This window comes from Sulfitobacter sp. HGT1 (genome assembly GCF_013282155.1).
Lineage (GTDB): Bacteria > Pseudomonadota > Alphaproteobacteria > Rhodobacterales > Rhodobacteraceae > Sulfitobacter.
Genome location: NZ_BLWI01000008.1, coordinates 70,755 through 93,260, shown reverse-complemented (window position 1 = coordinate 93,260; position 22,506 = coordinate 70,755). Strand labels below are relative to the sequence as shown.

The following is a 22,506-nucleotide window of genomic DNA, read 5'->3' as shown; positions in this document are numbered from 1 at the left end:
CTAAAGCTTGATGTCGTAGGTGACCCAAGGCGTGCGGGTGGCGAGCTTGTCATACACCGCGCGGCCGCGATAATTGTCTTCGGCGGTGATCCAGCGCACGGTGCCCCAGCCTTTTTCCTCGGCCACGGATTTCACCGCACCGATCAGCGCTTGGGCGGCACCCGATCCACGTGCGGCGGGGTCCACGAACAGATCATCCAGAAAGCAATTGGTAATCGCCCGCAACTGGCTGACAAAGGGGCGGTAATGGGTCAGCCCGATGAGCTTGCCCGATGCGTCCTGGGCGACAATGCAATTGCTGCTGTGGGTTTCGTCCATCAGCCATCCAAACACGGTCTCGCGCATGTCCGGTGTTTGGTCAACTTTGTAGAACGCGGCATATCCGGCAAAGAGCGTCTCCCAGGCGGCGCGGTCTGACGCAGCGAGCGGGCGTGTTGTTACGGTCATGGCGAATTCCTTTCTGGCAGCGCTCAGCTGTCGGCGGTTGCTTTGTCGTGGGTCTTGAAATGGTGTTTCAGGCGGTCGGGCAGGGCGAAGCGACCTGTGCCTTCGCGGTCCAGCAGGACCAGCACGCAGTCAAATGTCGCGCGCAGCTGGCCGCCTACCCAGACTTGCTGGCTCAGGCTGTAGGATGTGTTGCGAAAGCCGGTGCAGCGGCAGGTCACGATGTAATCTTCGCGTTCCAGCAATTCGTGCAGATACCGGATCGACCCCGACCGGATAACCACCTTGGGGCCCGGTGCGTCCAGCAGGCCCTGTTCAACAAGCGATTGCGTATAGCGGATGCGCAGACGTTCGAACCATTCGAAATAGGTACAGTTGTTGACGTGGTTGTTGGTGTCCAGATCGGAAAACCGCACCTGATCTGCCATTGCCAAGGGCTGTGGTTCGGTCAGACCGGCATCGCGTTGCTGATCGGCTGTCAGGGGGGTGTGGTATACTAGTTTCATTCACCCTGCGTAAGCATGTGTTTGGGCGCTTGCAAGAGGGGGATGGATTGTTCAGGGTGTTGGAAAAATCGCAATCGGGAGGATGCGCCATGCTTGGCCAAATGATGAAAAAATCGCTGACGATCTCCAGTCTGATCGAACACGCGCAACGCTATCACGCGGGCGGAGAGATATATTCGGTCAATACCGGCGGCGGTGTGGAGGAAACCAGCTGGGGGCAGGTCGGGCGTAATTCACGGGCACTGGCGTCTGCGCTGACCAAGCTTGGTCTGGACCAGCAGGCGCGCTGCGGCACGATCGCATGGAACAACCGCCGCCATCTTGAGATCTACTTTGGTGTGTCGGGCGGTGGGTTTGTCTGCCACACGATCAACCCGCGCCTGTTTCCTGAACAGCTGGTCTATATCCTGAACCACGCCGAAGATAAGGTGCTGTTTATCGACAAGACCTTTGTGCCGCTGGTCGCCGCGATCATGGACAAGCTCGAGCATCTGGACCACGTCGTTTTGATGGAAGGCACCGATGCCGAAGCCGCCAAGCAGATCCCCGGCCTCAAGTTCTATGACGATCTGGTTGCCAGCGGTGATCCCGAATTCGACTGGCCCGAACTGGATGAAAACACCGCCTCAAGCCTGTGCTACACCTCTGGTACCACGGGCAACCCCAAGGGCGTGTTGTATTCGCACCGCTCGACCGTTTTGCACAGCTTTGGCATCAACCTAGCCGACAGCATCGCGATTTCCGCCAAAGAGGTCGTGCTGCCCGTTGTGCCGATGTTCCACGTCAACGCATGGGGCGCGCCTTATGCCTGCGCCATGGTCGGCGCGCGTATGGTGATGCCGGGGCCGGGTCTGGATGGTCCGTCGCTGGTTGCCTTGATCGACACATACAAGGTCACGCTGGCGCTTGGGGTGCCGACGATCTGGCTGGGTCTGCTGGGCGAGGCCGACAAGATCGGATCGACGCTGAGCAGTCTGAAACGCACCGTCGTTGGCGGCTCTGCCTGTCCGCCGTCGATGATCACTGCCTTCCGCGAGAAATACGGCGTCGAGACGATCCATGCCTGGGGCATGACCGAAATGTCGCCCGTGGGCACCATCAACCAGCCGCTGGCCAAACATCTGGAACTGCCCGAGGCAGAACAGCACCGGCTGCGCGAAAATCAGGGCCGGCCTGTGTACGGGGTTGAACTGGAAATTCTGGACGACGAAGGCAACCCTGTCGCCCATGATGGTAAAACCCAAGGCGATCTGGTCACCAAGGGGTTCTGGATTCTGGACGCCTATTTCCGCAAGACCCGCGAGGAAACACTGACCAAAGACGGTTGGTTCGACACCGGCGATGTGGCGACGATGGATGCCGACGGCTATGTCACGATCCGCGACCGGTCCAAGGACATCATCAAATCGGGTGGCGAATGGATCAGTTCGGTCGAACTGGAAAACATCGCGATCGCGCATCCAAAGCTGTCAGATGCCGCCGTTATCGGTGCGCGTCACGAGAAATGGGACGAGCGGCCGATTCTGATTGCTGTCATCCGCGAAGGCCACGCGCCCACCGAAGAAGAAATTCTGGCGGTGTTCGACGGGAAGATTGCAAAATGGCAAATCCCCGACTGCGTGGTCTTTACCGATGTTCTGCCCCGCAATGCGACGGGCAAAGTGCTAAAACGCAATCTGCGCGACGCCTTCGGAGAGGTGTTGATCAAGATGTAAGAACTTGCGCTGCTGGTCTGTTAATTCAGATCAGCAGCGTTCTTTTTACCAAGCGGTGCGTCAGACGTAGGTGCGGCGGCGCTTGTGGCAGCATTTGCAGACATCTTCGGGCATTGCGCGGCTTGGGCGCCAGCGGTGAAGACCAAAAAAGCAGGGAACGCGCAAAAACGCGCGAATAAGTGAAGAGGGCATTTGATAACCTGTGGAGTTTTATTGGGTTTGTAAAATAAAGATCGAAATTTAAGTCATTAAACTCGGCAACTGGTTAAGCGTTCGGGGTTAACGATTGAAATGAAATAGTCAAAATAATTCGGCGTTTCTTCAATCCAAAGTTATTCCTTTTCAAGGGGATACAACTTGGAGCGGGTGTAATTCAGGATTAGCGTAATATTTAGGCTTTAATAATATCCGAAGATACTCGGTGCTTTGGCCGCTGTTGTCGAGCGATAAATTTTGCAAAGGGCCCATCCTCAAATTGGCTTTGGCGAGCGGATTGGGGTCGGAATGAAACAGCGCAATTGCCAAAGAATTTCGCAGGTCGAAGGCTTTTTTGCCCCCCGCGTTTTGGGTGAAGTGATGAACTGCCTTGGCGTGCTGTGTGGGGCGGGGTGACCTGCGGTGGCATTGCCGGATTTTGAAAGGGCACCATCTGCGGTGTCTGCCGGGGCATTCCGCTTAATCCATTGAAATAACGCCATTTTTCATCCGAAATAAATTCCGGTTTCATAGGCTGTGATGGCGGTGATTTGGAAAGGTGGTAGGCCCGGCAGGACTTGAACCCGCAACCAAAGCGTTATGAGCGCTCTGCTCTAACCAGTTGAGCTACAGGCCCGCCATAGCGGTTTCGTAAGGGTGCGGGGGTGCCGCGTCAAGACCAAGATAGGCTGCAATGGCGTCTCTTGCATTGCGCGCCCGCGCGCGGTGCTGTAACCCGCTGTCGCAAAGGCAATAAGCGGCGGGGCCCGACGATGACCAACTCCAAAAACGGAATCACCTATGCGGACGCAGGTGTAGATATTGACGCTGGCAATGCGTTGGTTGAACGGATCAAGCCGGCGGCCAAACGGACCAAGCGCCCCGGCGTGATGTCGGGCCTGGGTGGATTTGGTGCGTTGTTCGATCTCAAAGGGGCAGGGTACACGGACCCGATCCTTGTGGCGGCCACGGACGGTGTGGGGACCAAGCTGCGGATCGCGATTGATACAGGCAATGTCGACGGCGTCGGCGTTGATCTGGTTGCGATGTGCGTCAACGATCTGGTCTGCCAAGGGGCCGAGCCGCTGTTCTTTCTGGACTATTTTGCCACGGGCAAGCTGGAAACCGAAGAAGCCGCCCGCATTATCGAAGGTATCGCGCGCGGCTGTGAAGGATCGGGTTGCGCATTGATCGGTGGCGAAACCGCCGAGATGCCCGGCATGTATTCCGACGGTGATTTCGACCTTGCAGGGTTTGCGGTTGGCGCAATGGAACGTGGTGCCGATCTGCCAAGCGGCGTTGCGGCGGGCGATGTTTTGTTGGGGCTTGCCAGCAACGGCGTGCATTCCAACGGCTACAGTCTGGTGCGCAAGCTGGTGACGATGTCCGGCCTTGGCTGGGATGCGGAGTGCCCCTGGGCCGACGGGTCATTGGGCGAGGCGCTGCTGACCCCGACACGTCTGTATGTAAAACCGGCCTTGGAGGCCGTACGGGCAGGCGGCGTTCATGCGCTGGCCCATATCACAGGTGGTGGTCTGACCGAAAACCTGCCGCGTGTATTGCCCGAAGATCTGGGCGCTGACATCAATCTGGACGCGTGGGATCTGCCCGGTGTGTTCAAATGGATGTCGCAGATTGGCAGCATCTCCGAGACTGAAATGCTCAAGACTTTCAACTGCGGTGTCGGGATGATTTTGGTCGTGGCCGCAGATCAGGCTGACAGCCTGCAAAAACTGCTGACCGACGCGGGCGAGACCGTCTATCCCATGGGTCATGTGACCACGGCCGCGGGCGTTGAATACACAGGCCAGCTGCTGTGACCAAACGGGTCGCGATTTTTCTATCCGGTGGCGGCTCAAATATGCGCGCGCTGGTCGAGGACATGACCGGCGACCACCCCGCACGCCCCTGTGTGGTGGTGTCGAATGTGGCTGATGCGGGCGGTATCGCATGGGCCAAGGCCCGTGGCATCGCGACCGAAGTGGTGGATCACAAACCGTTTCAGGGGGACCGCGCGGCGTTCGAGGCCGAGCTGTCATCGCGCCTTGCCGCATATGCGCCCGATATCATCTGCCTTGCGGGGTTCATGCGAAAACTGACGGCTGAGTTTACCGACGCCTGGGCAGGGCGCATGATCAACATTCATCCGTCATTGCTGCCGCTCTACAAAGGTTTGCACACCCACGCCCGCGCGCTTGAGGCAGGCGATACCGTGCATGGCTGTACGGTTCACGAGGTGACAGCCGCGCTGGATGACGGCCCTATCTTGGGTCAGGCGCGGGTGCCGGTCTTGCCCGGCGATACCGCCGATGATCTGGCAGCACGTGTTCTGGTTCAGGAACACCGGCTTTATCCTGCGGTATTGCGCCGTTTTGCCGCCGGCGACCGTAGTCTTTTGACGCTCGACAGTTAAGCATCGGGCTTTTTGGCCTGTCATGTTCCGATTTCACATTGCCTGTTGGCACAGCTCTGGTCAAAGTAACTTCTATGAAAACAATTACCACAACCGCCGCGCTCGAAGCGTTTTGCCTTGAAGCGGCGAGATATGATTATGTGACCGTCGACACGGAATTTCTGCGTGAACGGACCTATTATTCAAAGCTTTGTCTGATCCAGCTGGCGATGCCGGGCACCGACGATTCCAATGCCGTGCTGGTTGATCCGCTGGCCGGGGATATGTCGCTTGAACCGCTCTATACGCTGTTTCGCGACACGTCGGTGGTCAAGGTGTTCCACGCCGCGCGTCAGGATCTCGAGATCTTTTTTGTGGATGCAGGCGTGTTCCCCGAGCCGCTGTTTGACACACAGGTCGCGGCGATGGTCTGCGGTTTTGGCGAACAGGTCGGCTATGAAACCCTTGTGCGCAAGATTGCAAATCAGGCCGTTGATAAAACCTCGCGCTTTACCGATTGGTCGCGCCGCCCGCTAAGCGATGCACAGGCCAAATACGCTTTGGCGGATGTCACGCATTTGCGTCAGGTCTATGAATATCTGGCGACCAAGCTGGCAGACAGCGGCCGCGCACGGTGGGTCGCGGAAGAGCTTGAGACATTGACCAGCCCCGACACCTATACGACAGCCCCGCGTGATGCCTGGAAACGCGTCAAAACACGGACCAATTCATCCAAGTTTCTGGCGATCGTGCGCGAGCTGGCTGCCTTTCGCGAGGAATATGCCCAGACCCGCAACGTACCGCGCAGCCGGGTCTATAAGGATGATGCGCTGGTTGAACTGGCCTCCAACAAGCCCAAAAACCACGAAGAGCTGGGCCGCGCGCGGCTGTTGCTGCGCGACGCGCGCAAAGGCGAGATCGCGGATGGTATTCTCAAGGCTGTGGCGGCTGGGGTGCAATGTCCTGCGTCAGACATGCCGCAACCCGATCGCAGCCGTGACAAGCTGCAGGTGAACCCGGCGCTGGCAGATTTGTTGCGGGTCCTGCTCAAGGCGAAAACCGAAAGCGCGGGGGTCGCGGCCAAGTTGATTGCGCCTGCTGCCGATCTGGATGCCATCGCCGCAGGTTTGCGCGATGTTCCGGCGCTAAAAGGATGGCGGCGTGAAGTGTTCGGGGATGATGCGTTGCTGCTGTGTGAAGGCAAGATCGCATTGACCGCCGTTGGTCCGAACGTAAAAGTGGTTGAGCTTTAAGGCTCAACCCATTGTTATAATTCAGGAATGCCTAGCGACGAGAGGTCAGCGCATTGCGCTGCCCTTCGACGCGGATCGTACGGACACCGGCAAGCTGCTGATCGGTCAGCTTGCGACCGGCCACGACCTCACGGGTGGGGTTTGTGCCGACGGGGGTGTTCTTGGTTGGCTCGACCCCTTCAAGACGGTAGGTCAGCACGCCATCAACGGGCAGTTCGTCTTCGTTCGCGGGCGTCAGTTGCACCTTGTAGATGCCCTGCCGCGCCGCCAGCCCGGTCGCGTGAATAATCGCACCGCCCGGAACCCGTTCGACGGTCAGGTTGGTGATCTGGTCAAAGGGCCGCCCGGCATAGGTTGCCTGCCGTGTGCGGGCCGATGCAAACAGCCCCGAGGACTGCGGGATCAGCGGGTTGGTGTTGACCTCGGTCTGGCCAATCGGTTCTGAGCGGGAAGAACCGAACCAGTTAAACGGGTTAACCCGGCTATCGCGCAGTGTCGCACAGCCAGTCAAAACAAGAGTAGATACCAAAATGGCTGAAAATGATTTGCGCATGGGGTCCGCCGTAAAATTACCGTGCTATTTGACTAACCCATCCCAAGGCGGTTGGGAAGGGGTGGACCTTTGCCAATGCGCAACCTACCTGTAACGCGCGAACAACGAGGGCATCATCGTGGCGACACAAGCGTTTGAAGAACTGGTCGAGGATTTTGAATTCCTGGACGATTGGGAAGATCGGTACCGGCATGTGATCGATCTGGGCAAGGCGATGGACCCGCTGGAACAAGCGCTTTGTGTGCCGGCCACCAAGGTTGACGGCTGTGCCAGTCAGGTCTGGCTGCACGCGCGTTTCGAAGACGGAGCGCTGCATTTTGACGGCGCAAGTGACGCGATGATCGTGTCGGGGTTGATCGCTGTTTTACGGTCGCTTTACAACGGGTTAGCGCCTGCTGATGTGCTGGCCGTCGATGCCCGCGCGGAAATGGGACGGCTTGGGTTGAACGAACATCTGTCGGCGCAGCGGTCGAACGGGCTGACCGCCATGATCGAACGGGTGCGCGAAACGGCAGCCGCGCAGGGATAGTGGCTGTGAGACAGGCTGGCGCATCGGGCTGGTCTGCGCGCAGTTGAGTTTATTTGGCAAAATGAAAATCAAAGGGTTTTGAGTGTGCCCTCAAGATCACCATAGCCAGTGAACCGCCGTTCAAAGGCAAGGCCAAGGGTTTTCGCACAGATTTCGGCCTTGGCCGTCAGGGCCGGATCATCGGTCTGGGCCTGATAGACCAGTTTTTCGTAATTGCCGAAATACATGTCGCGCAATTCGGGGTGCCGGTCGAGGCCCATGGGTTTCATGATGAATGCGTCAAATTGCCGGACCAGAAAATCGGTCAGGTAAAAGGTTGTGATTTCGGTTTCGGCGGTTTTGGCAAAGCGGTCATTGCCTTCGAAAAAGCTGTAGCAGTGGGGGCCTGCCACCATTTGAACGCCCATGTCGTCGCAGGCCGCTTGCAGCAATCCGCCGGTGCCGCAATCGGCATAAACCACAAAGATATCATCATATTGGCTGCGATATTTGGCGACGGCAGCGCGCACGGCATCGGTGATTTTTTCAGGGTAGAGATGCAGATTGGCGGGCAGGCAGGTGAGGTCCAGATGGGTCCAGTTGTTGGCGGCCTTGAGATCGAGAATTTCGCGGGCCAGCGCACCACAGGCGATCAGCAAGATGCGCCCTTTGGCTGCCGTGAGCGGCATGCCTGTTTCGGTAAGCTGACTGTCTGAAGGCGTATCCATCATATCCCTTTAACACAAAAGGCCCCTCCGGTCAGGAGAGGCCTTTTACGCACAATATCAAATTCTTAGGCCTTGGCGCTGTTATGCTTGCGACCGACCCATTCTTTGGCGGTTTCCACGGCAACGGCCGCGTCACGGCAATAGGCGTCTGCGCCGATGGCCTTGCCGAATTCTTCGTTCAGAGGGGCACCGCCGACCAACACGATGTAATCATCGCGAATGCCTTGTTCGATCATCGTGTCGATCACGACTTTCATATAGGGCATTGTGGTCGTCAAAAGCGCGGACATCCCAAGGATATCAGGCCCTTCGGTTTCCATCGCTTCGAGGTATTTTTCGACCGAGTTGTTGATACCAAGATCAACCACCTCAAAGCCCGCGCCTTCCATCATCATGGAGACAAGGTTTTTGCCAATGTCGTGAATGTCGCCCTTAACGGTCCCGATCACCATCTTGCCCACGCGCGGCGCGCCGGTTTCAGCCAGAAGCGGTTTGAGAATGGCCATGCCACCCTTCATCGCATTGGCGGCCAGCAATACTTCGGGGACGAACAAAATACCGTCGCGGAAGTCGGCACCCACGATTGTCATGCCGCCAACAAGCGCTTTGGTCAGGACATCATAAGGAATCCAGCCGCGACCGATCAGGATGTTTACACCTTCCTCGATCTCTTCGCGCAGACCATCGTAAAGGTCGTCAAACATTTGTTGAACAAGGTCTTCGTCGTTCAGATCAGCAAGGATAATTTCGTCTTCGTCCGACATAGTCTTTCCTCATCGGTTAGCGTGCCCACCGGGCTTTTGCCCTTGTGTCACGAAATCGCACCGGATCGCGTGCAATTTGCGACACGGTCCGTATCACAAACGACCCGTTCCATAAACGCCGCTTTCGTCCGGATAAATTAACGCCAATGGTCCTGTAAAACAATGGCTTGGCGATCATATCTTGACGATGTTCCGTATTTGTTCCAGAAGAATTGAATGGATCGCGAAGACGTCAGATATAAACTTGCCGGGCGGGGGACATCGTCAAACCATTCGGGCCGGTTTGAGCGGTTTTCCACGACCGCAATCGATGACGGTTGGGCCGGTGATGATGAACCGCTGCCGGTGTTGCGCACCCAAGTGAGCGAGGAAATACCGCGCAGTGTGATCACCTATAACCGGTCACCGGATTTGCCCTTTGACCGGTCGATCAACCCTTATCGCGGTTGCGAGCACGGCTGCGTCTATTGTTTTGCCCGCCCCAGTCACGCCTATCTGGGCCTGTCGCCGGGGCTTGATTTCGAAACCCGGTTGATTGCGCGGCCCGGCGCGCCGGATGTGTTGCGCCGCGAACTGGCGGGCAAACGCTATCAGGTGGCCCCGATTGCGATTGGCACCAACACCGATCCCTATCAACCGATCGAGAAAGACCACCGGATCATGCGCGGCCTGCTTGAGGTGTTGTCGGAGGTGAATCATCCCGTGGCGATTGTCACCAAGGGCAGCCTGATCGAGCGGGACATTGATATTCTATCGGATATGGCGCAGCGCGGGCTGGTGCGGGTCGGCATTTCGGTGACCACGCTGGATGCAAAGCTAAGCCGCTTGATGGAGCCGCGCGTGCCTGCGCCAAAGCGGCGGTTGCAGATTATCGAGCGGTTGACGGGGGCGGGCATTCCGGTGCGGGTCATGGCGTCGCCCTTGGTGCCAGCGCTGACAGACCCCGAGTTGGAAGCGATCTTGACCGTGGGGCGCGACGCGGGGGCGCAATCGGCCAGCTGGATCATGTTGCGCCTGCCGCGCGAGGTGTCGGTCTTGATGCAGGACTGGTTGGCGCAGCATTATCCCGATCGGGCAGGGCGCATTATGGCGCGGTTGCGCGAAATGCACGGGGGCAAGGAATATGACGCAAACTGGCACAGCCGGATGCGCGGGGAAGGCCCCTATGCCGAGATGATCGGGCAACGGTTTGATCTGGCGGTTAAGCGGTTGGGGCTTTCGACCCTGCTGCCGCCGATGCGCTGCGATCTGTTTCGCCCGCCCAAACGGGCGAGCGCACAGCTGGATCTGTTTTAGCTGGACTTTGCGCCCCGGCGTCCACGGCGCGGGCCACGCACCGGACCTTCGCCATCGGTGCCGTCGCTGGCCGAAGTGAACGGGCCCAATGCGGCGACGATCTGTTCCAGCGTGGGGGCATCGCCTTTGGGGCGGCTATCCAGGGCGGCGCGCATGTGAACCAGATGTTCGGGCATGGTGCCGCAACAACCGCCGATGATCGACGCGCCGCAGTTGCGCGCCATTTCGGCATAATCAGCCATCAATTCGGGCGTGCCATCATAGTGGATGTGCCCTTCGACATATTTTGGGATGCCGGCATTGCCCTTTGCAACGATCGGCAATGGCATCCCCTTGGAGGCAAAGCCGAGAACCGTACGCAAGACGTCGGACGCGCCGGTGCCGCAGTTGGCACCATAGGCCAGCGGCATGTTGTCAAGCGCATGAACCATGTCGACCATCGCTTCGGATGTCATGCCCATCATGGTGCGTCCGGCGGTGTCAAAGCTCATCGTGCCGACCCAATCAAGACCCGCCAGTTTGAACCCTTCGGCAGCGGCGCGGTATTCTTCGGGGGCGCTGATGGTTTCCAGCCAGCCCACATCGGCCCCACCAGCCTTTAGACCATCGGCGGTTTCGTGAAACATCTCGACGGCCAGCGCATGGGTCAGCGGGCCGACGGGTTCCATGATTTCGCCCGTCGGGCCGACCGATCCGGCCACGATGACCTTGCGGTCTGCCTTGTCGGCAACTTCGCGGGCCAGTTCGGCGGAAACGCGGCTCAGCTCGTGCGCGCGCTTTTCAGCGCCGTGCAGCTTGAGCCGCGAGGCATTCGCGCCAAAGGAGTTGGTCAGGAATATGTCGCTGCCTGAATCAACGGCACCTTTGTACAGTTTGATGATATTTTGCGGCTCGTCCGTGTTCCACATCTCGGGGGCGTCGCCAGACATCAACCCCATGTTGAACAGGTTGGTGCCCGTGGCACCATCGGCCAGCAACGTGCCTTTTTCAGCCAGAAGGTCGGTCAGGGGATTGGACATGAAAAAGCTCCGCTAAAGGTGTGATTGCGCGTCATCTCACGATGCCAAACGTGAGGCAACCTCATAATTTTCATCATCGTAATGAGGTTGACCGACATCCGCCAGAGGCAAAGGGCGCTGCACAGCGCGGGCGATATCCGCCAGAGCCAGCACCAAAAGCGCGCGATTGGGGGCAGCGGCATAAAGCGGTTGCCAGCGCGGACGGAAATTGGATTTGAACTGGCGCAGACCCGCACCGCCCATTTTGCGCAGCACGATCAGTGACAAACGCCGCATCAGCGCCGAGGACGGATCGGGGCAGGCGGGGACAGCGGCAAGGCTGAAACGGGGGATGTCATCGCGCGCAGCACTGCGGATGGCGGCGTGTACAAGGCTGTGCATGGTGCCATCGGGCGCGGCGGGGTCGTGGCGCATCAGGTCAAGGCACCATTCGCGGCTGCTGTGGTGAAAGCTGGCAAAGGCAACAAGGTGATCGCCCTCATGGGCCAGAAACACCTTTTGCTGCACCAGATAGTCTGGGCTGAAAATACCAATCGTTCCCCCGCGCGCCTTGCCATGTGCGTGCTGCCACAACCGATCAATCCGGGCCATTTCGGCAATTGGCAAACGGGTGGCTTGTGTGATGCTGATATGCGCCTTGCCGGCCGCGCGCAGTTTGCGGCGCAGGGTGCGGTAGGGGGCGGTGGCGGTGTCAAAGGTGGGAGGGGTCACGACAGCCTCGTCCGCGATGTGGGACAAGAACCAGTTACGCTGCCGCGCCAACACGGCCGTTCGGGCGGAACATTTATACAGGCAAGGGATCAGGTTCCGGGCGCGCGCATGGCTTGAGACGGTTTTAACCGGGTCCGCCGCCGCCGGTGAAACCGGGTCGAACAGATTGCAAAGCGTCTGGCCGGTGTCCCAAACTGCGCAGTGATCCGCGACAAAGCCGCCGTTTTGCCGGATCACCCCGATCTCTGCCCGCGGGGCGGTTGATATATCGTTCTGCGGGACCGGTTTTGCACCGCGCTGGCCTGCAAAGGGGCGCAACATCAGCACAATCGCAATCAAGGCCGGACCCGCATAGTAAATCGCGCGAAACGCAATGACACCGCTCAAAACCTCGATCGCGTCGCCTTGGGGCAGGCCGGTAAACAGCACCAGTTCAAACGGCCCCACACCCCCCGGCGTGCCACTGATCAACGCAGCCCCAAGCGCGACCAGAAACAAGGGAAGCAGGACCGCGAAACCGACATCGCTGCCCGGAATAAGCAGGTAGAGCGCGGTGCATGCCGCCAGCACATCAATCGCCGTCCAGATCAGGATGGACCCGAAGGCGCGCAGGCTGGGCAAGCGGATGGTGAAACGGCCCAATGTCACCACCGGATGGGAAAACAAGGCAATAACGGCAACGGGAAGCGTCGCGATGATAAGGATACTTGGCCAGAACAGGGCGGGCGGTGCGGGAAGGGCTAGGCTGACCGCTGCCGTGATCACCAGCAAGGCCACCATAAAGCTCAGGCACACAAAGACGGAAAGGCGCAGCGCCAGTGCCATTGTGATATCGGGCAGCATCCGCCAGCGCGCCAGTGCCCCGGTCAATACCCCCAATCCGAGCGTCTGCGCCAAGGCGATTGCAGCGGTGCCCGCGCCGCAGGCTTGCGCCGTGGGGATGTCGCTTCCCAGATGGCGGTGCGCCACGGTGTCATAGCGGCCAAGTGCAAAAAAGCTGATGCAGGTGCAGCCGATGGCCAGCATCACCGCCCCGGCATCAAGCCCGCGCAGTTCAACCGCAACATCGTGCCAGAAACCGGCAGACAACCGACCGTGCAAAACCCAAAGACACACCGCACCGATCGACACAGACACAGCCAATTGGACGGCACGCGCGCCTTGCCCCGAAAGAAGGCGTTTCATCATGGTGCTATCCCCTGACCCGATTTAGGCCGCAGACTGCCCCGCAAGGCCCTGCCAACGGGTTAAGGGCACAAAAAAACGCGCCTCGGATTTTAATCAAAGGCGCGCTTTCCGGTTATGGATGGTAGATTGGTGGTCAGGTCAGGTCTTGCATCAACTGCGATTTGGCCTCGACCATCAGTTCGGCCATTTTGCCGCGAATGGTGGTCTCGTCGGCGCGATCACCAAGATCACCGGATACTTTGCGATAGACGTCTTCTTCACCCGCTTCTTCGAAATCGGATTTGACCACTTCGGCAGCATAGGCCGATGCATCATCGCCGGTTTTTCCCAATAGGCCAGCGGCCCAAAGACCCAGCAACTTGTTGCGCCGCGCTTCGGCTTTGAACTGCATTTCCGAATCGTGGGCGAATTTGTTTTCAAATGCATTTTCGCGGTCATTGAAGGTCGTCATTGTTGATCTCCTCGAAGTTGAACTCTTGTTCACAGTACATGGGAATGGCTGACGCTGCCAACAAGTATCAGCCCCCAACGTGCACCGGGGCCATATGCTTGCACGAAAGGGATGGTTACACTATGTGACACCCCAAAGGACCGGCGGCCCCTGCCGTTCACCTGAAGACTGGAAGGTATGCGCATGGCCCGTCGCACCAAAATCTATGAAGGCAAGGCGAAGATCCTCTATGAGGGGCCGGAGCCGGGGACGATTGTCCAGTATTTCAAGGACGATACCGCAGCTGTCGGTGCGGGCAAGCAAGCCGTGATCGAGGGCAAGGGCGTGCTGAACAACCGCTTGTCCGAGTTTTTCATGACCGGGTTGAACAATATCGGGGTGCCGACGCATTTCATCAAACGTCTGAACATGCGCGAGCAGCTCATCCGTCAGGCCGAAATCATTCCGCTTGAAATCGTCGTGCGTAACTATGCCGCAGGCAGTTTATCAAAGCGCTTGGGGATCGAAGAGGGCACGCAATTGCCCCGGCCCATCGTCGAATACCATTATAAAAATAACGATCTGGGTGATCCGCTGGTCACCGAAGAACATATCGCGGCCTTTGGCTGGGCCGGCCAGCAGGACATGGAAGACATCCTGAGCCTGTCGTTGCGGGTGAATGACTTCATGTCCGGCGTGATGATGGCCGTCGGCATCCGCTTGCTGGATTTCAAAATCGAGGTCGGTCGCGTGTATGACGGTGATTTTCAGCGCCTGATTATCGCGGACGAGATCAGCCCGGACAGCTGCCGTTTGTGGGATATCGAAACCGGCCAAAAGCTGGACAAGGACGTGTTTCGCCGCGATCTGGGGTCGCTGGCGGATGCCTATACCGAAGTCGCGCGCCGTTTGGGAGTAATGCCCAAGACGTCGACACCGATGATGAAACCAACGTTGATCAACTGAGGATGGCGTTGGATATGAGTTTATTTTGCAAAATGAAGCAGGGGGACGCGCCATGAAAGCACGGGTGCATGTGATGTTGAAGACAGGTGTTCTGGATCCGCAAGGCGAGGCCGTGCGCCACGCGCTTGGGGCGATGGGTTTTGACGGCGTCAAGGGCGTGCGTCAGGGCAAGGTGATCGAGCTGGATCTGGACGCCGGTGTGACAAAGGCCGATGTCGAGGCGATGTGCGAAAAGCTGCTCGCCAACACGGTGATCGAATCCTACAGCGTGGAGATGGTCTGATGCATGCAGCCGTCATTGTTTTTCCGGGCTCTAACTGTGACCGTGATCTGGCGGTAGCATTCGAGGCTGCGGGGGCCAAAGTGTCGATGGTCTGGCACAAGGACACGGCATTGCCCGAGGGCGTCGATATTGTCGGCATTCCGGGCGGCTTTTCCTATGGCGACTATCTGCGCTGCGGCGCGATTGCCGCAAATTCGCCGATTTGTGGTGAGGTGGCCGCCCACGCAAATCGTGGCGGATACGTCATGGGGATTTGCAACGGCTTTCAGGTGTTGACCGAAACCGGTCTGTTGCCGGGGGCGTTGCTGCGCAATGCGGGGCTGAAATACATCTGCAAGACCGTTGGTCTGAAGGTGGCGACATCCGACAGCGATTTCACATCGGGTTACACTGCGGGATCGGTGATCAACATTCCGATCGCGCATCACGACGGCAATTACTATGCCGATGCCGACACCATCGCCGAATTGCTGGCCGAAGACCGGGTTGCATTCACCTATGAGGACAACCCGAACGGGGCGCTGGCCGATATTGCGGGCATCCTGTCTGCCAACCGGCGCGTGCTTGGCATGATGCCGCACCCCGAGCGGATGGCCGACCCTGTACATGGCGGCACCGACGGGGTGGCGCTCTTCCGCGCATTGGCGGGGGCACTGGTCACAGCGTGACTTGAGTGCACCGCCGAGGTTGCGTAGATTGGCACAATGACCCAATCTACGCCCTCAAGCGCGAATTCCATTTCAGTCAGCTGGCGTGTCCGGCTGGCTTTGGCGTTATTGCTGGTCATTGCAGTCGCCACCATATCCATCACCAACAAGCTGCTGACCGACCGGTTCACCGACAGCACCCGCAACCGCGCCGAGCTGCGGATCGCGCTGTATAGCGGCAACCTGCTGGCCGAGCTGCGCCAGAACGCCATTGTGCCGCAGCTGCTGGCCCGTGATCCCGCGCTGATCCAGGCCCTGATCCAGTCCGACTATTCGCTATCGACCCAACGGCTGATTTCCTTTGTCGAGGAAATCGGTGCTGCGTCCTTGATGTTGTATGACATTGACGGGCGCGTGGTGGCGGCGACGGATCGCAACCGTTTGGGGGCATCGCACCGGTCGGACGCCTATTTTGTGGATGCCTTGCGCTCGAACTCTACGGTTTTCAGTGTCATTCCGCGCGAAACAGGCGGCTATCAGTTTTTCTATTCCCGCCGCATCCAGGAAGGCGGCACCACCTTGGGTGTCATCGCCGCCGAGGTGGATTTACAGCGGTTTGAACGGGCCTGGGCGGGCATTTCGGACGCGGTGATCGTGACCGACAGCACCGGCGATATCATCATGGCGACCGAACCGCGCTGGCGCGGGTTGACGGAATCCGAGGCCCTGTCGAACCAGACCCCGCAAAGCGCCATCGAGCGCGCGATCAAGGCGACTGCGGATTGGACGGCGCTGCCGCCCGACGCCTATTTGCAGGGCGAGGCCGTGATGCGGCTGTCGTCGCGTATCCCGTTTCGCGGCTGGCGGATCGCAAGCTATACAACCTATGCGTCGGTGCGCGAAAAGGTAAACGGGGTACTGGCGCTTGAAGTCATGGGCTTTGCCATCCTGCTGGCTTTGACATTTTATGCGCTGAGCCGGCGGACGGCGGGCAGGGCGGCCCTGTTCCAGCGTGAATCCGCCGAGCTGCGGGCGCTGAACGTGGCGCTGCAACGCGAGATCGCCGAACGCAAACGGGTGCAGGAAACTCTGGCCGTGGCCGAACAAACGCTTGAGCAGTCAAGCAAACTGGCGGCCTTGGGCGAGATGTCGGCGGCGGTAAGCCACGAGCTGAACCAGCCGCTCGCTGCGATGAAAACCTATCTGGCGGGCGCGCGGTTGCTGATGGGCCGCAACCGGCTGGACGAGGCATTGTCGTCTTTCGGGCGGATTGACGACCTGATCGAACGGATGGGCGCGATCACGCGGCAGCTGAAAAGCTATGCCCGCAAGGGGCAGGAGAGTTTCTCGCCCTTTGATATGCGCGATGCGCTGGCATCGGCCTTGTCGATGATGGAACCGCAGTTGCGCCAGCGTCAGGTGCACATCAGCCGGATCCTGCCCGACGTCCCCGTACGGGTGATGGGCGACCGGATGCGGGTGGAACAAGTGTTGGTCAACCTCTTGCGAAATGCGTTGGATGCCACCAAATCAGAACGGAACCCACAGGTCGAGATTATCCTATCGGCTGGCGAAACCGCCACCTTGACCGTGCGGGACAACGGCCCGGGCATCGAAGACCTCGATGCGCTGTTCGAGCCGTTTTACACAACCAAGCAGCCCGGCGATGGCGTCGGGTTGGGGCTTGCCATTTCCTCCGGCATCGTGACCGAATTGGGGGGCAGGCTGACAGCGCGCAACGGCCAGAACGGCGGCGCGGTCTTTGAAATGCAGCTGCCCATTATGGCCAGCTCGGAAAACACACAGGCGGCAGAGTAAATTATGGCTCAGGCAATGAAAATCGCGATTGTTGATGATGAACAAGACATGCGGCAGTCGATCAGCCAATGGTTGGCACTGTCCGGCTATGACACCGAAACCTTTCCAAGTGCTGAAGATGCGTTGAAAAAACTGGGGCCCGACTATCCGGGCATCGTGATTTCCGACATCAAGATGCCGGGTATGGGCGGGATGGAGTTCCTGAAAAAACTGATGGGCAGTGACAGTGCGCTGCCGGTGATCATGATCACCGGTCACGGCGATGTGCCCATGGCGGTCGAGGCAATGCGCGTCGGTGCGTTTGATTTCCTTGAAAAACCGTTCAACCCCGACCGGATGAGCGAGCTTGCAAAAAAGGCCACCAATGCACGCCGTCTGGTGATGGACAACCGTGCCCTGCGCCGTGAATTATCCGATGGCAGCCAGTTGATGAAAAAGCTGATCGGCGGGTCGCCGGTCATGGAACGCCTGCGCGAGGATATCCTTGATCTGGGGCAGGCGGATGGTCACGTGTTGATCGACGGCGAAACCGGTACCGGCAAGACGCTGGTGGCCCACGCGCTTCATGCGGTCGGGTCGCGGGCGGGCAAGAAATTCGTGCTGGTCAGCTGTGCCGCCCTTGAGGAAGACGCCCTGAGCAAACGCCTGTTCGGCCCGATGATGCCCGAAGACGCACAATTGCCCGCGATCGAGGAAGCCCGCGGCGGGACGCTGGTGCTTGAGGGGATCGAGGCGCTGAGCGAGACCCTGCAAGCGCGTCTGTTGAGCGCGATCAACGAGCAAGGCACCCCGGCCGAAACGCGGATCGTCGCGATTTCGAACCTGCAAGAAGCCGGACGCACGTCGGAAGACGCGCTGCGGTCGGACCTGTTCTATCGTCTGGCGGCGTTGCGCATCACGGTGCCCCCCCTGCGCCAGCGCGGCGAGGATATTCTGACGCTGTTCACACGGTTGAGCGAGGAATTCGCCGATGAATACGGCTGTGAGGCCCCGCAGGTCTCTGCGCAGGAAGCGGCGCAACTGTTGCAGGCCCCTTGGCCGGGCAACGTGCGTCAACTGATCAATGTGGCCGAACGTGCGGTGCTGCAATCGCGGCGCGGGTCGGGGTCGATTGCATCCTTGCTGATGACCGATCACGAGGAAATGCAGCCGGTGATGACCACCGATGGCAAGCCGCTCAAGGAATATGTCGAAGCGTTTGAACGGATGCTGATCGACAACACCATGCGTCGCCACAAAGGGTCAATCGCCAGCGTGATGGACGAATTATGCCTGCCGCGCCGGACCTTGAACGAAAAGATGGCTAAATACGGTTTGCAGCGCTCAGATTATCTCTGAACGCTGGCGTTTCTGGATCGGGGCGCGGGGTTACAGCCGGGTCTCGATCAACTGCTTTGCGGCACCGGTTTCATCGGTGTAGCAGGTCCAGGGCGCTTTGCCGGGCAGATCGATGATAAACTGGCCTGTCTCGACGATCGGAATCGTTGTGTTGATGGAAGCGCCAGACACGCCGGTGTGTTTTTCGACCGCGCGAATACAGCTTTTCTGAGAGGCCAGTTCGGCACGTGCTGCGGGATCGCCCGTTGTGGCCATATCTTCGCAAGCAGCAAGCGCCATAAACGGCAGGCAAAGCGCAAAACGCAGGGAAAAGTGCATCGTATCTTCCTTATTTCCGGGGTGCAGTCCAAAACGGACCTGATCCTCATACCGAGCAAAAGGCCCGATATGACTGTTTCCCACACGGGGGCGTGATGTCAAGCGGTGGTGCTGCGTCAACCCGCGGCCCTGAATTGATCCACGACAAACCTGTCCAATACGCGATTGACCATTGTCATTTGATCACTTCTGGCATTAATTGGTGGGAAGGGTCGATTGTGCATTGATACGCAATCAAAGGCCCTTTGACAGTTTCGCTGCCTCGGTTACCCGTACACCGGTGTCCAGGCAGACCGATGAGGCCCTTAAAAAAGGCCAGAGAACCGCTGACGGATGGCATGGGCCAAGGCCCTGATCAAATGCAGTAATTAATGGACGTGAACCGCATTTAGGTGCCTTTCACGTCGGAGAAGAACCGCGATGACGCGCGCAGACGCCACGAGCAGACAGACAGGCGGCCTTTTGGGCCCTGTTTTAGCCGCGTCACCCATCGCCCTGACAAGACATACCCTGCCGCGCGGTGCCCCACCGGGACGCTTGCGTGCGCAGCTGTGCAAAATGGATTTATGCCTAAGAAAATGCTTATCGATGCCACCCACGCTGAGGAAACTCGCGTTGTTGTGGTTGACGGAAACAAGGTCGAGGAATTTGACTTTGAATCAGAGAATAAACGCCAGCTAGCTGGCAACATCTACCTCGCGAAAGTCACGCGGGTAGAGCCTTCGTTGCAAGCGGCCTTTGTGGATTATGGCGGAAATCGCCATGGTTTTCTGGCGTTTTCGGAAATTCACCCCGATTACTACCAGATCCCCGTCGCCGATCGTATCGCGCTGATGGAGGAAGAGCGTGCCTATGCAGAAGCGCAGGCCGCCAAGGAAGATGACGACGAGAAACCCAAGCGCCGCACGCGGTCGCGCAGCCGTGGCAAGCCCAAGGCCGAAGACACCGTCAGCGATGACGCCGTTGCCAGCAAAGAAGCTGACAGCGACCAGATCGAAGGCATGGAAACGGTTGATCTGGATGACGAGGACGAAGGGTCTTCGCCGATGGAGCGTGTTGCCGAGACGCCTGTCGAAGAACCCGATCAGGACGATGATGTCTCGGACGCGGATGAAGATGATTCCGATGATAACGGGGATGACAACGGCGCGTCGAGATCCAAGGGACTGGACGCATCCTCCAAGGATGACAGCATCGAATCTGTTGCCGATGATGATGATCAGGACGACCTGCGCCCTGCGCGCAAGCCACGTCCCAAGCGCTATAAAATTCAGGAAGTCGTAAAAGTACGTCAAATTCTTCTGATCCAGGTGGTCAAGGAAGAACGCGGCAACAAGGGCGCTGCCCTGACGACCTATCTGTCGCTGGCCGGTCGTTACTGTGTCTTGATGCCAAACACGGCGCGTGGGGGCGGGATCAGCCGCAAGATCACCAACGCAGCAGATCGCAAAAAGCTGAAAGAGATCGCGAACGAGATTCAGGTGCCCAAGGGTGCCGGTCTGATCGTGCGCACAGCCGGTGCACAGCGCACCAAAGCCGAGATCAAGCGCGACTATGAATATCTGCAACGTCTGTGGGAGCAAATCCGCGAGCTGACGTTGAAATCCATCGCGCCTGCCAAAATCTACGAAGAGGGCGACCTGATCAAACGGTCGATCCGCGACCTGTACAACCGTGATATCGACGAAGTGTTTGTCGAAGGCGAACGCGGCTATCGCATCGCCAAGGACTTCATGAAGATGATCATGCCGTCCCATGCGAAAAACGTGAAGCTGTACAGCGAAACCATGCCGTTGTTCGCGCGCTATCAGGTCGAATCCTATCTGTCGGGCATGTTCAACCCCACGGTTCAGCTGCCGTCGGGTGGCTATATCGTGATCGGTGTGACCGAAGCTTTGGTTGCGGTCGACGTCAACTCGGGGCGGGCCACCAAAGAAGGGTCGATCGAACAGACAGCGACCAAAACCAACCTTGAGGCCGCCGCCGAAGTCGCACGACAGCTGCGCCTGCGCGATCTGGCGGGTCTGATCGTCATCGACTTTATCGACATGGACGAGCGTCGTAACAACATCGCCGTCGAAAAGATGATGAAGGACAAGCTCAAGACCGACCGCGCCCGCATTCAGGTCGGCCGCATTTCGGGCTTTGGCCTGATGGAAATGTCGCGCCAGCGTCTGCGCCCCGGCATGATCGAGGCAACGACCCAGCCGTGCCACGCCTGTCATGGTACAGGTCTGATCCGGTCGGATGACAACCTTGCCCTGTCGATCCTGCGCGAGATCGAAGAAGAAGGCACACGCAAACGGTCCCGCGAGGTGCTGGTCACGGCACCCGTCGGCATCGCCAACTTCTTGATGAACCAAAAGCGCGAGCATATCGCCCATATCGAGGGCCGCTATGGCATGTCCGTGCGGGTCGAAGGCGACCCGACCTTGGTCAGCCCCGATTTCAAGATCGAAAAGTTCAAGACTGCCACCCGTGTGGTGACACCGATCGAACATGTTGTTTCTGTTGATACCACCCTGATGGACGAGATCGACGAGCAAGAAGCCGAGATCATCGAAGTGGAAGAAGAAGAGGCCGAGGAGCAGACCTCGACCCGTGAAACCACACGCAACACGGATGCCGATGGCGATGACACCGATGGAGAGGGCAAACCGAAACGCCGTCGTCGGAGGCGTCGGCGGCGCGGTGGCAAATCCAACGGGGATGATGCCGCAAACGGTGAAAACAACGGTGACGGCGACGACGACGCCAAGTCAGACAACGGCCAATCCCAAGAGGACGCTGGTTCCACGGCTGATGATGCGGATAAAGCGCCTGCTGACGCGGAAGTAGCGGCGGCAGATGCTCAGGACGCGCCGGTTGAAAAGCCCAAGCGCACCCGCAGCCGGTCTCGCAAGCCGAAGGCCGAAGCGGTCGCAGAGGGTGCGGAAAGCGCCGATGCGACGGCGGCGTCTGACGCGGCAGATGCGCCCGAAGAAAAGGCTGATGAAAAGCCTGCGCCGAAAAAGCGGACCCGCACGCGCAAGCCCAAGGTCGCAGCCGAGGAGAAACCGGTTGAACCTGCGGAAGGTGCAGAGGCAAAGCCGTCGGATCAAGCCGAGGAAACACCTGCGCCAGCCCCTGCGGCTGAACCAGAGCAGGCGGCTGAACCGGCACCTGAACCCGCGCCAGAGCCTGCTCCGGTAGCTCAAATGCCGGCCCCAGTCGAAGTTCCAGTCGAAGTTCCGGTCGATGCGGCCCCGGTTGAGGTTCCTGCGACCCAAGAGGTGGCCCCTGCGCCTGTGATCGAAGAACTGCCTGAACCGACCGTTGCCCCAGAACCTGAAAAGGTCGTGGAAAAACCGGCCAAGCCAAAACGGCGCGGCTGGTGGTCACTCGGCGGCTCCTGAGGTGCTATGATATAAAAAAAGGCAGACCTTCGGGTCTGC

At 58.9% G+C, this 22,506-nt stretch carries 21 protein-coding genes and 1 tRNA gene; 12 read left to right on the top strand and 10 right to left on the bottom strand.

Going from position 1 to position 22,506, the window contains the following annotated elements; genetic code table 11:
• Both HGT1_RS06695 and HGT1_RS06690 read right to left on the bottom strand, forming a co-directional pair.
• A complete protein-coding gene (locus tag HGT1_RS06695) occupies positions 1–447 on the bottom strand; it encodes a GNAT family N-acetyltransferase (protein ID WP_176249162.1) in 447 nt (148 codons plus the stop codon).
• Between the two features lie 23 nt (positions 448–470).
• The gene (locus HGT1_RS06690) at positions 471–950 is read right to left on the bottom strand and encodes a thioesterase family protein (RefSeq protein WP_176249161.1); all 480 of its coding nucleotides are present in this window, start codon (positions 948–950) and stop codon (positions 471–473) included.
• Between the two features lie 89 nt (positions 951–1,039).
• On the opposite strand from HGT1_RS06690, the gene HGT1_RS06685 reads away from it, so the two are divergent.
• Entirely contained in the window at positions 1,040–2,665 is a 1,626-nt protein-coding gene (locus HGT1_RS06685) for a long-chain fatty acid--CoA ligase (protein ID WP_176249160.1), read from the top strand.
• A gap of 755 nt (positions 2,666–3,420) precedes the next feature.
• On the opposite strand, the gene HGT1_RS06680 is transcribed toward HGT1_RS06685, so the two are convergent.
• Positions 3,421–3,497: transfer RNA gene (locus tag HGT1_RS06680), tRNA-Ile, on the bottom strand.
• Positions 3,498–3,633: 136 nt separating this feature from the next.
• Here HGT1_RS06680 and purM point away from each other — a divergent pair.
• From purM to rnd, 3 genes are all read left to right on the top strand, one after another.
• A complete protein-coding gene (purM, locus tag HGT1_RS06675) occupies positions 3,634–4,680 on the top strand; it encodes a phosphoribosylformylglycinamidine cyclo-ligase (RefSeq protein WP_176249159.1) in 1,047 nt (348 codons plus the stop codon).
• Complete coding sequence (gene purN, locus HGT1_RS06670) at positions 4,677–5,273, top strand: phosphoribosylglycinamide formyltransferase (RefSeq protein ID WP_176249158.1); 597 nt, start codon at positions 4,677–4,679, stop codon at positions 5,271–5,273. The genes purM and purN overlap by 4 nt, the downstream gene beginning before the upstream one ends.
• 74 nt (positions 5,274–5,347) lie before the next feature.
• Positions 5,348–6,505, top strand: coding sequence for a ribonuclease D (gene rnd, locus HGT1_RS06665; protein WP_176249157.1), 1,158 nt, complete (start codon positions 5,348–5,350; stop codon positions 6,503–6,505).
• A 31-nt stretch (positions 6,506–6,536) separates the two neighbouring features.
• Here the strand turns inward: rnd and HGT1_RS06660 are convergent, their stop codons facing one another.
• On the bottom strand, positions 6,537–7,058 hold the full coding sequence (locus tag HGT1_RS06660) for a hypothetical protein (RefSeq protein WP_176249156.1): 522 nt from the start codon (positions 7,056–7,058) through the stop codon (positions 6,537–6,539).
• Between the two features lie 118 nt (positions 7,059–7,176).
• On the opposite strand from HGT1_RS06660, the gene HGT1_RS06655 reads away from it, so the two are divergent.
• The gene (locus HGT1_RS06655; RefSeq protein ID WP_176249155.1) at positions 7,177–7,587 is read left to right on the top strand and encodes a SufE family protein; all 411 of its coding nucleotides are present in this window, start codon (positions 7,177–7,179) and stop codon (positions 7,585–7,587) included.
• A gap of 68 nt (positions 7,588–7,655) precedes the next feature.
• Here the strand turns inward: HGT1_RS06655 and HGT1_RS06650 are convergent, their stop codons facing one another.
• The gene (locus HGT1_RS06650) at positions 7,656–8,294 is read right to left on the bottom strand and encodes a DUF1638 domain-containing protein (protein ID WP_176249154.1); all 639 of its coding nucleotides are present in this window, start codon (positions 8,292–8,294) and stop codon (positions 7,656–7,658) included.
• A gap of 65 nt (positions 8,295–8,359) precedes the next feature.
• Positions 8,360–9,058 carry a B12-binding domain-containing protein gene (locus HGT1_RS06645; protein WP_176249153.1) on the bottom strand — a complete coding sequence of 233 codons (699 nt, stop codon included), beginning with the start codon at positions 9,056–9,058 and terminating at the stop codon, positions 8,360–8,362.
• A gap of 216 nt (positions 9,059–9,274) precedes the next feature.
• On the opposite strand from HGT1_RS06645, the gene HGT1_RS06640 reads away from it, so the two are divergent.
• Complete coding sequence (locus tag HGT1_RS06640; protein ID WP_176249152.1) at positions 9,275–10,354, top strand: PA0069 family radical SAM protein; 1,080 nt, start codon at positions 9,275–9,277, stop codon at positions 10,352–10,354.
• Here HGT1_RS06640 and bmt read toward each other — a convergent pair.
• From bmt to HGT1_RS06625, 3 genes are all read right to left on the bottom strand, one after another.
• Positions 10,351–11,373 (bottom strand): betaine--homocysteine S-methyltransferase, encoded by a 1,023-nt coding sequence (bmt, locus tag HGT1_RS06635; RefSeq protein ID WP_176249151.1) that lies wholly within the window; start codon positions 11,371–11,373, stop codon positions 10,351–10,353. The genes HGT1_RS06640 and bmt overlap by 4 nt on opposite strands.
• 36 nt (positions 11,374–11,409) lie before the next feature.
• On the bottom strand, positions 11,410–13,272 hold the full coding sequence (locus HGT1_RS06630; RefSeq protein ID WP_176249150.1) for a phosphatidylglycerol lysyltransferase domain-containing protein: 1,863 nt from the start codon (positions 13,270–13,272) through the stop codon (positions 11,410–11,412).
• Positions 13,273–13,405: 133 nt separating this feature from the next.
• Entirely contained in the window at positions 13,406–13,723 is a 318-nt protein-coding gene (locus HGT1_RS06625) for a DUF1476 domain-containing protein (protein ID WP_176249149.1), read from the bottom strand.
• Between the two features lie 183 nt (positions 13,724–13,906).
• On the opposite strand from HGT1_RS06625, the gene purC reads away from it, so the two are divergent.
• From purC to HGT1_RS06600, 5 genes are read left to right on the top strand one after another with little or no spacing between them, the layout of a single operon-like run.
• Positions 13,907–14,668, top strand: coding sequence for a phosphoribosylaminoimidazolesuccinocarboxamide synthase (purC, locus tag HGT1_RS06620; protein WP_176249148.1), 762 nt, complete (start codon positions 13,907–13,909; stop codon positions 14,666–14,668).
• A 52-nt stretch (positions 14,669–14,720) separates the two neighbouring features.
• A complete protein-coding gene (gene purS, locus HGT1_RS06615) occupies positions 14,721–14,951 on the top strand; it encodes a phosphoribosylformylglycinamidine synthase subunit PurS (RefSeq protein ID WP_176249147.1) in 231 nt (76 codons plus the stop codon).
• On the top strand, positions 14,951–15,619 hold the full coding sequence (gene purQ, locus HGT1_RS06610) for a phosphoribosylformylglycinamidine synthase subunit PurQ (protein ID WP_176249146.1): 669 nt from the start codon (positions 14,951–14,953) through the stop codon (positions 15,617–15,619). The genes purS and purQ overlap by 1 nt, the downstream gene beginning before the upstream one ends.
• 36 nt (positions 15,620–15,655) lie before the next feature.
• Positions 15,656–17,416 (top strand): ATP-binding protein, encoded by a 1,761-nt coding sequence (locus tag HGT1_RS06605; protein WP_176249145.1) that lies wholly within the window; start codon positions 15,656–15,658, stop codon positions 17,414–17,416.
• A gap of 3 nt (positions 17,417–17,419) precedes the next feature.
• The gene (locus HGT1_RS06600; RefSeq protein WP_176249144.1) at positions 17,420–18,754 is read left to right on the top strand and encodes a sigma-54 dependent transcriptional regulator; all 1,335 of its coding nucleotides are present in this window, start codon (positions 17,420–17,422) and stop codon (positions 18,752–18,754) included.
• 30 nt (positions 18,755–18,784) lie between these two features.
• On the opposite strand, the gene HGT1_RS06595 is transcribed toward HGT1_RS06600, so the two are convergent.
• Complete coding sequence (locus HGT1_RS06595; protein WP_176249143.1) at positions 18,785–19,072, bottom strand: hypothetical protein; 288 nt, start codon at positions 19,070–19,072, stop codon at positions 18,785–18,787.
• Between the two features lie 578 nt (positions 19,073–19,650).
• Here HGT1_RS06595 and HGT1_RS06590 point away from each other — a divergent pair.
• The gene (locus HGT1_RS06590) at positions 19,651–22,467 is read left to right on the top strand and encodes a ribonuclease E/G (protein WP_176249142.1); all 2,817 of its coding nucleotides are present in this window, start codon (positions 19,651–19,653) and stop codon (positions 22,465–22,467) included.
• Positions 22,468–22,506: the final 39 nt, after the last annotated feature.

Coding starts and splice junctions, on each gene's coding strand:
- HGT1_RS06660 (WP_176249156.1), bottom strand. CDS start 7,058: ATGCGCAAATCATTTTCAGCCATTTTGGTATCTACTCTTGTTTTGACT.
- HGT1_RS06640 (WP_176249152.1), top strand. CDS start 9,275: ATGGATCGCGAAGACGTCAGATATAAACTTGCCGGGCGGGGGACATCG.
- purM (WP_176249159.1), top strand. CDS start 3,634: ATGACCAACTCCAAAAACGGAATCACCTATGCGGACGCAGGTGTAGAT.
- HGT1_RS06695 (WP_176249162.1), bottom strand. CDS start 447: ATGACCGTAACAACACGCCCGCTCGCTGCGTCAGACCGCGCCGCCTGG.
- HGT1_RS06685 (WP_176249160.1), top strand. CDS start 1,040: ATGCTTGGCCAAATGATGAAAAAATCGCTGACGATCTCCAGTCTGATC.
- rnd (WP_176249157.1), top strand. CDS start 5,348: ATGAAAACAATTACCACAACCGCCGCGCTCGAAGCGTTTTGCCTTGAA.
- HGT1_RS06595 (WP_176249143.1), bottom strand. CDS start 19,072: ATGCACTTTTCCCTGCGTTTTGCGCTTTGCCTGCCGTTTATGGCGCTT.
- purC (WP_176249148.1), top strand. CDS start 13,907: ATGGCCCGTCGCACCAAAATCTATGAAGGCAAGGCGAAGATCCTCTAT.
- HGT1_RS06650 (WP_176249154.1), bottom strand. CDS start 8,294: ATGGATACGCCTTCAGACAGTCAGCTTACCGAAACAGGCATGCCGCTC.
- bmt (WP_176249151.1), bottom strand. CDS start 11,373: ATGTCCAATCCCCTGACCGACCTTCTGGCTGAAAAAGGCACGTTGCTG.
- purS (WP_176249147.1), top strand. CDS start 14,721: ATGAAAGCACGGGTGCATGTGATGTTGAAGACAGGTGTTCTGGATCCG.
- purQ (WP_176249146.1), top strand. CDS start 14,951: ATGCATGCAGCCGTCATTGTTTTTCCGGGCTCTAACTGTGACCGTGAT.
- HGT1_RS06605 (WP_176249145.1), top strand. CDS start 15,656: ATGACCCAATCTACGCCCTCAAGCGCGAATTCCATTTCAGTCAGCTGG.
- HGT1_RS06625 (WP_176249149.1), bottom strand. CDS start 13,723: ATGACGACCTTCAATGACCGCGAAAATGCATTTGAAAACAAATTCGCC.
- HGT1_RS06600 (WP_176249144.1), top strand. CDS start 17,420: ATGGCTCAGGCAATGAAAATCGCGATTGTTGATGATGAACAAGACATG.
- HGT1_RS06690 (WP_176249161.1), bottom strand. CDS start 950: ATGAAACTAGTATACCACACCCCCCTGACAGCCGATCAGCAACGCGAT.
- HGT1_RS06645 (WP_176249153.1), bottom strand. CDS start 9,058: ATGTCGGACGAAGACGAAATTATCCTTGCTGATCTGAACGACGAAGAC.
- HGT1_RS06590 (WP_176249142.1), top strand. CDS start 19,651: ATGCTTATCGATGCCACCCACGCTGAGGAAACTCGCGTTGTTGTGGTT.
- HGT1_RS06630 (WP_176249150.1), bottom strand. CDS start 13,272: ATGATGAAACGCCTTCTTTCGGGGCAAGGCGCGCGTGCCGTCCAATTG.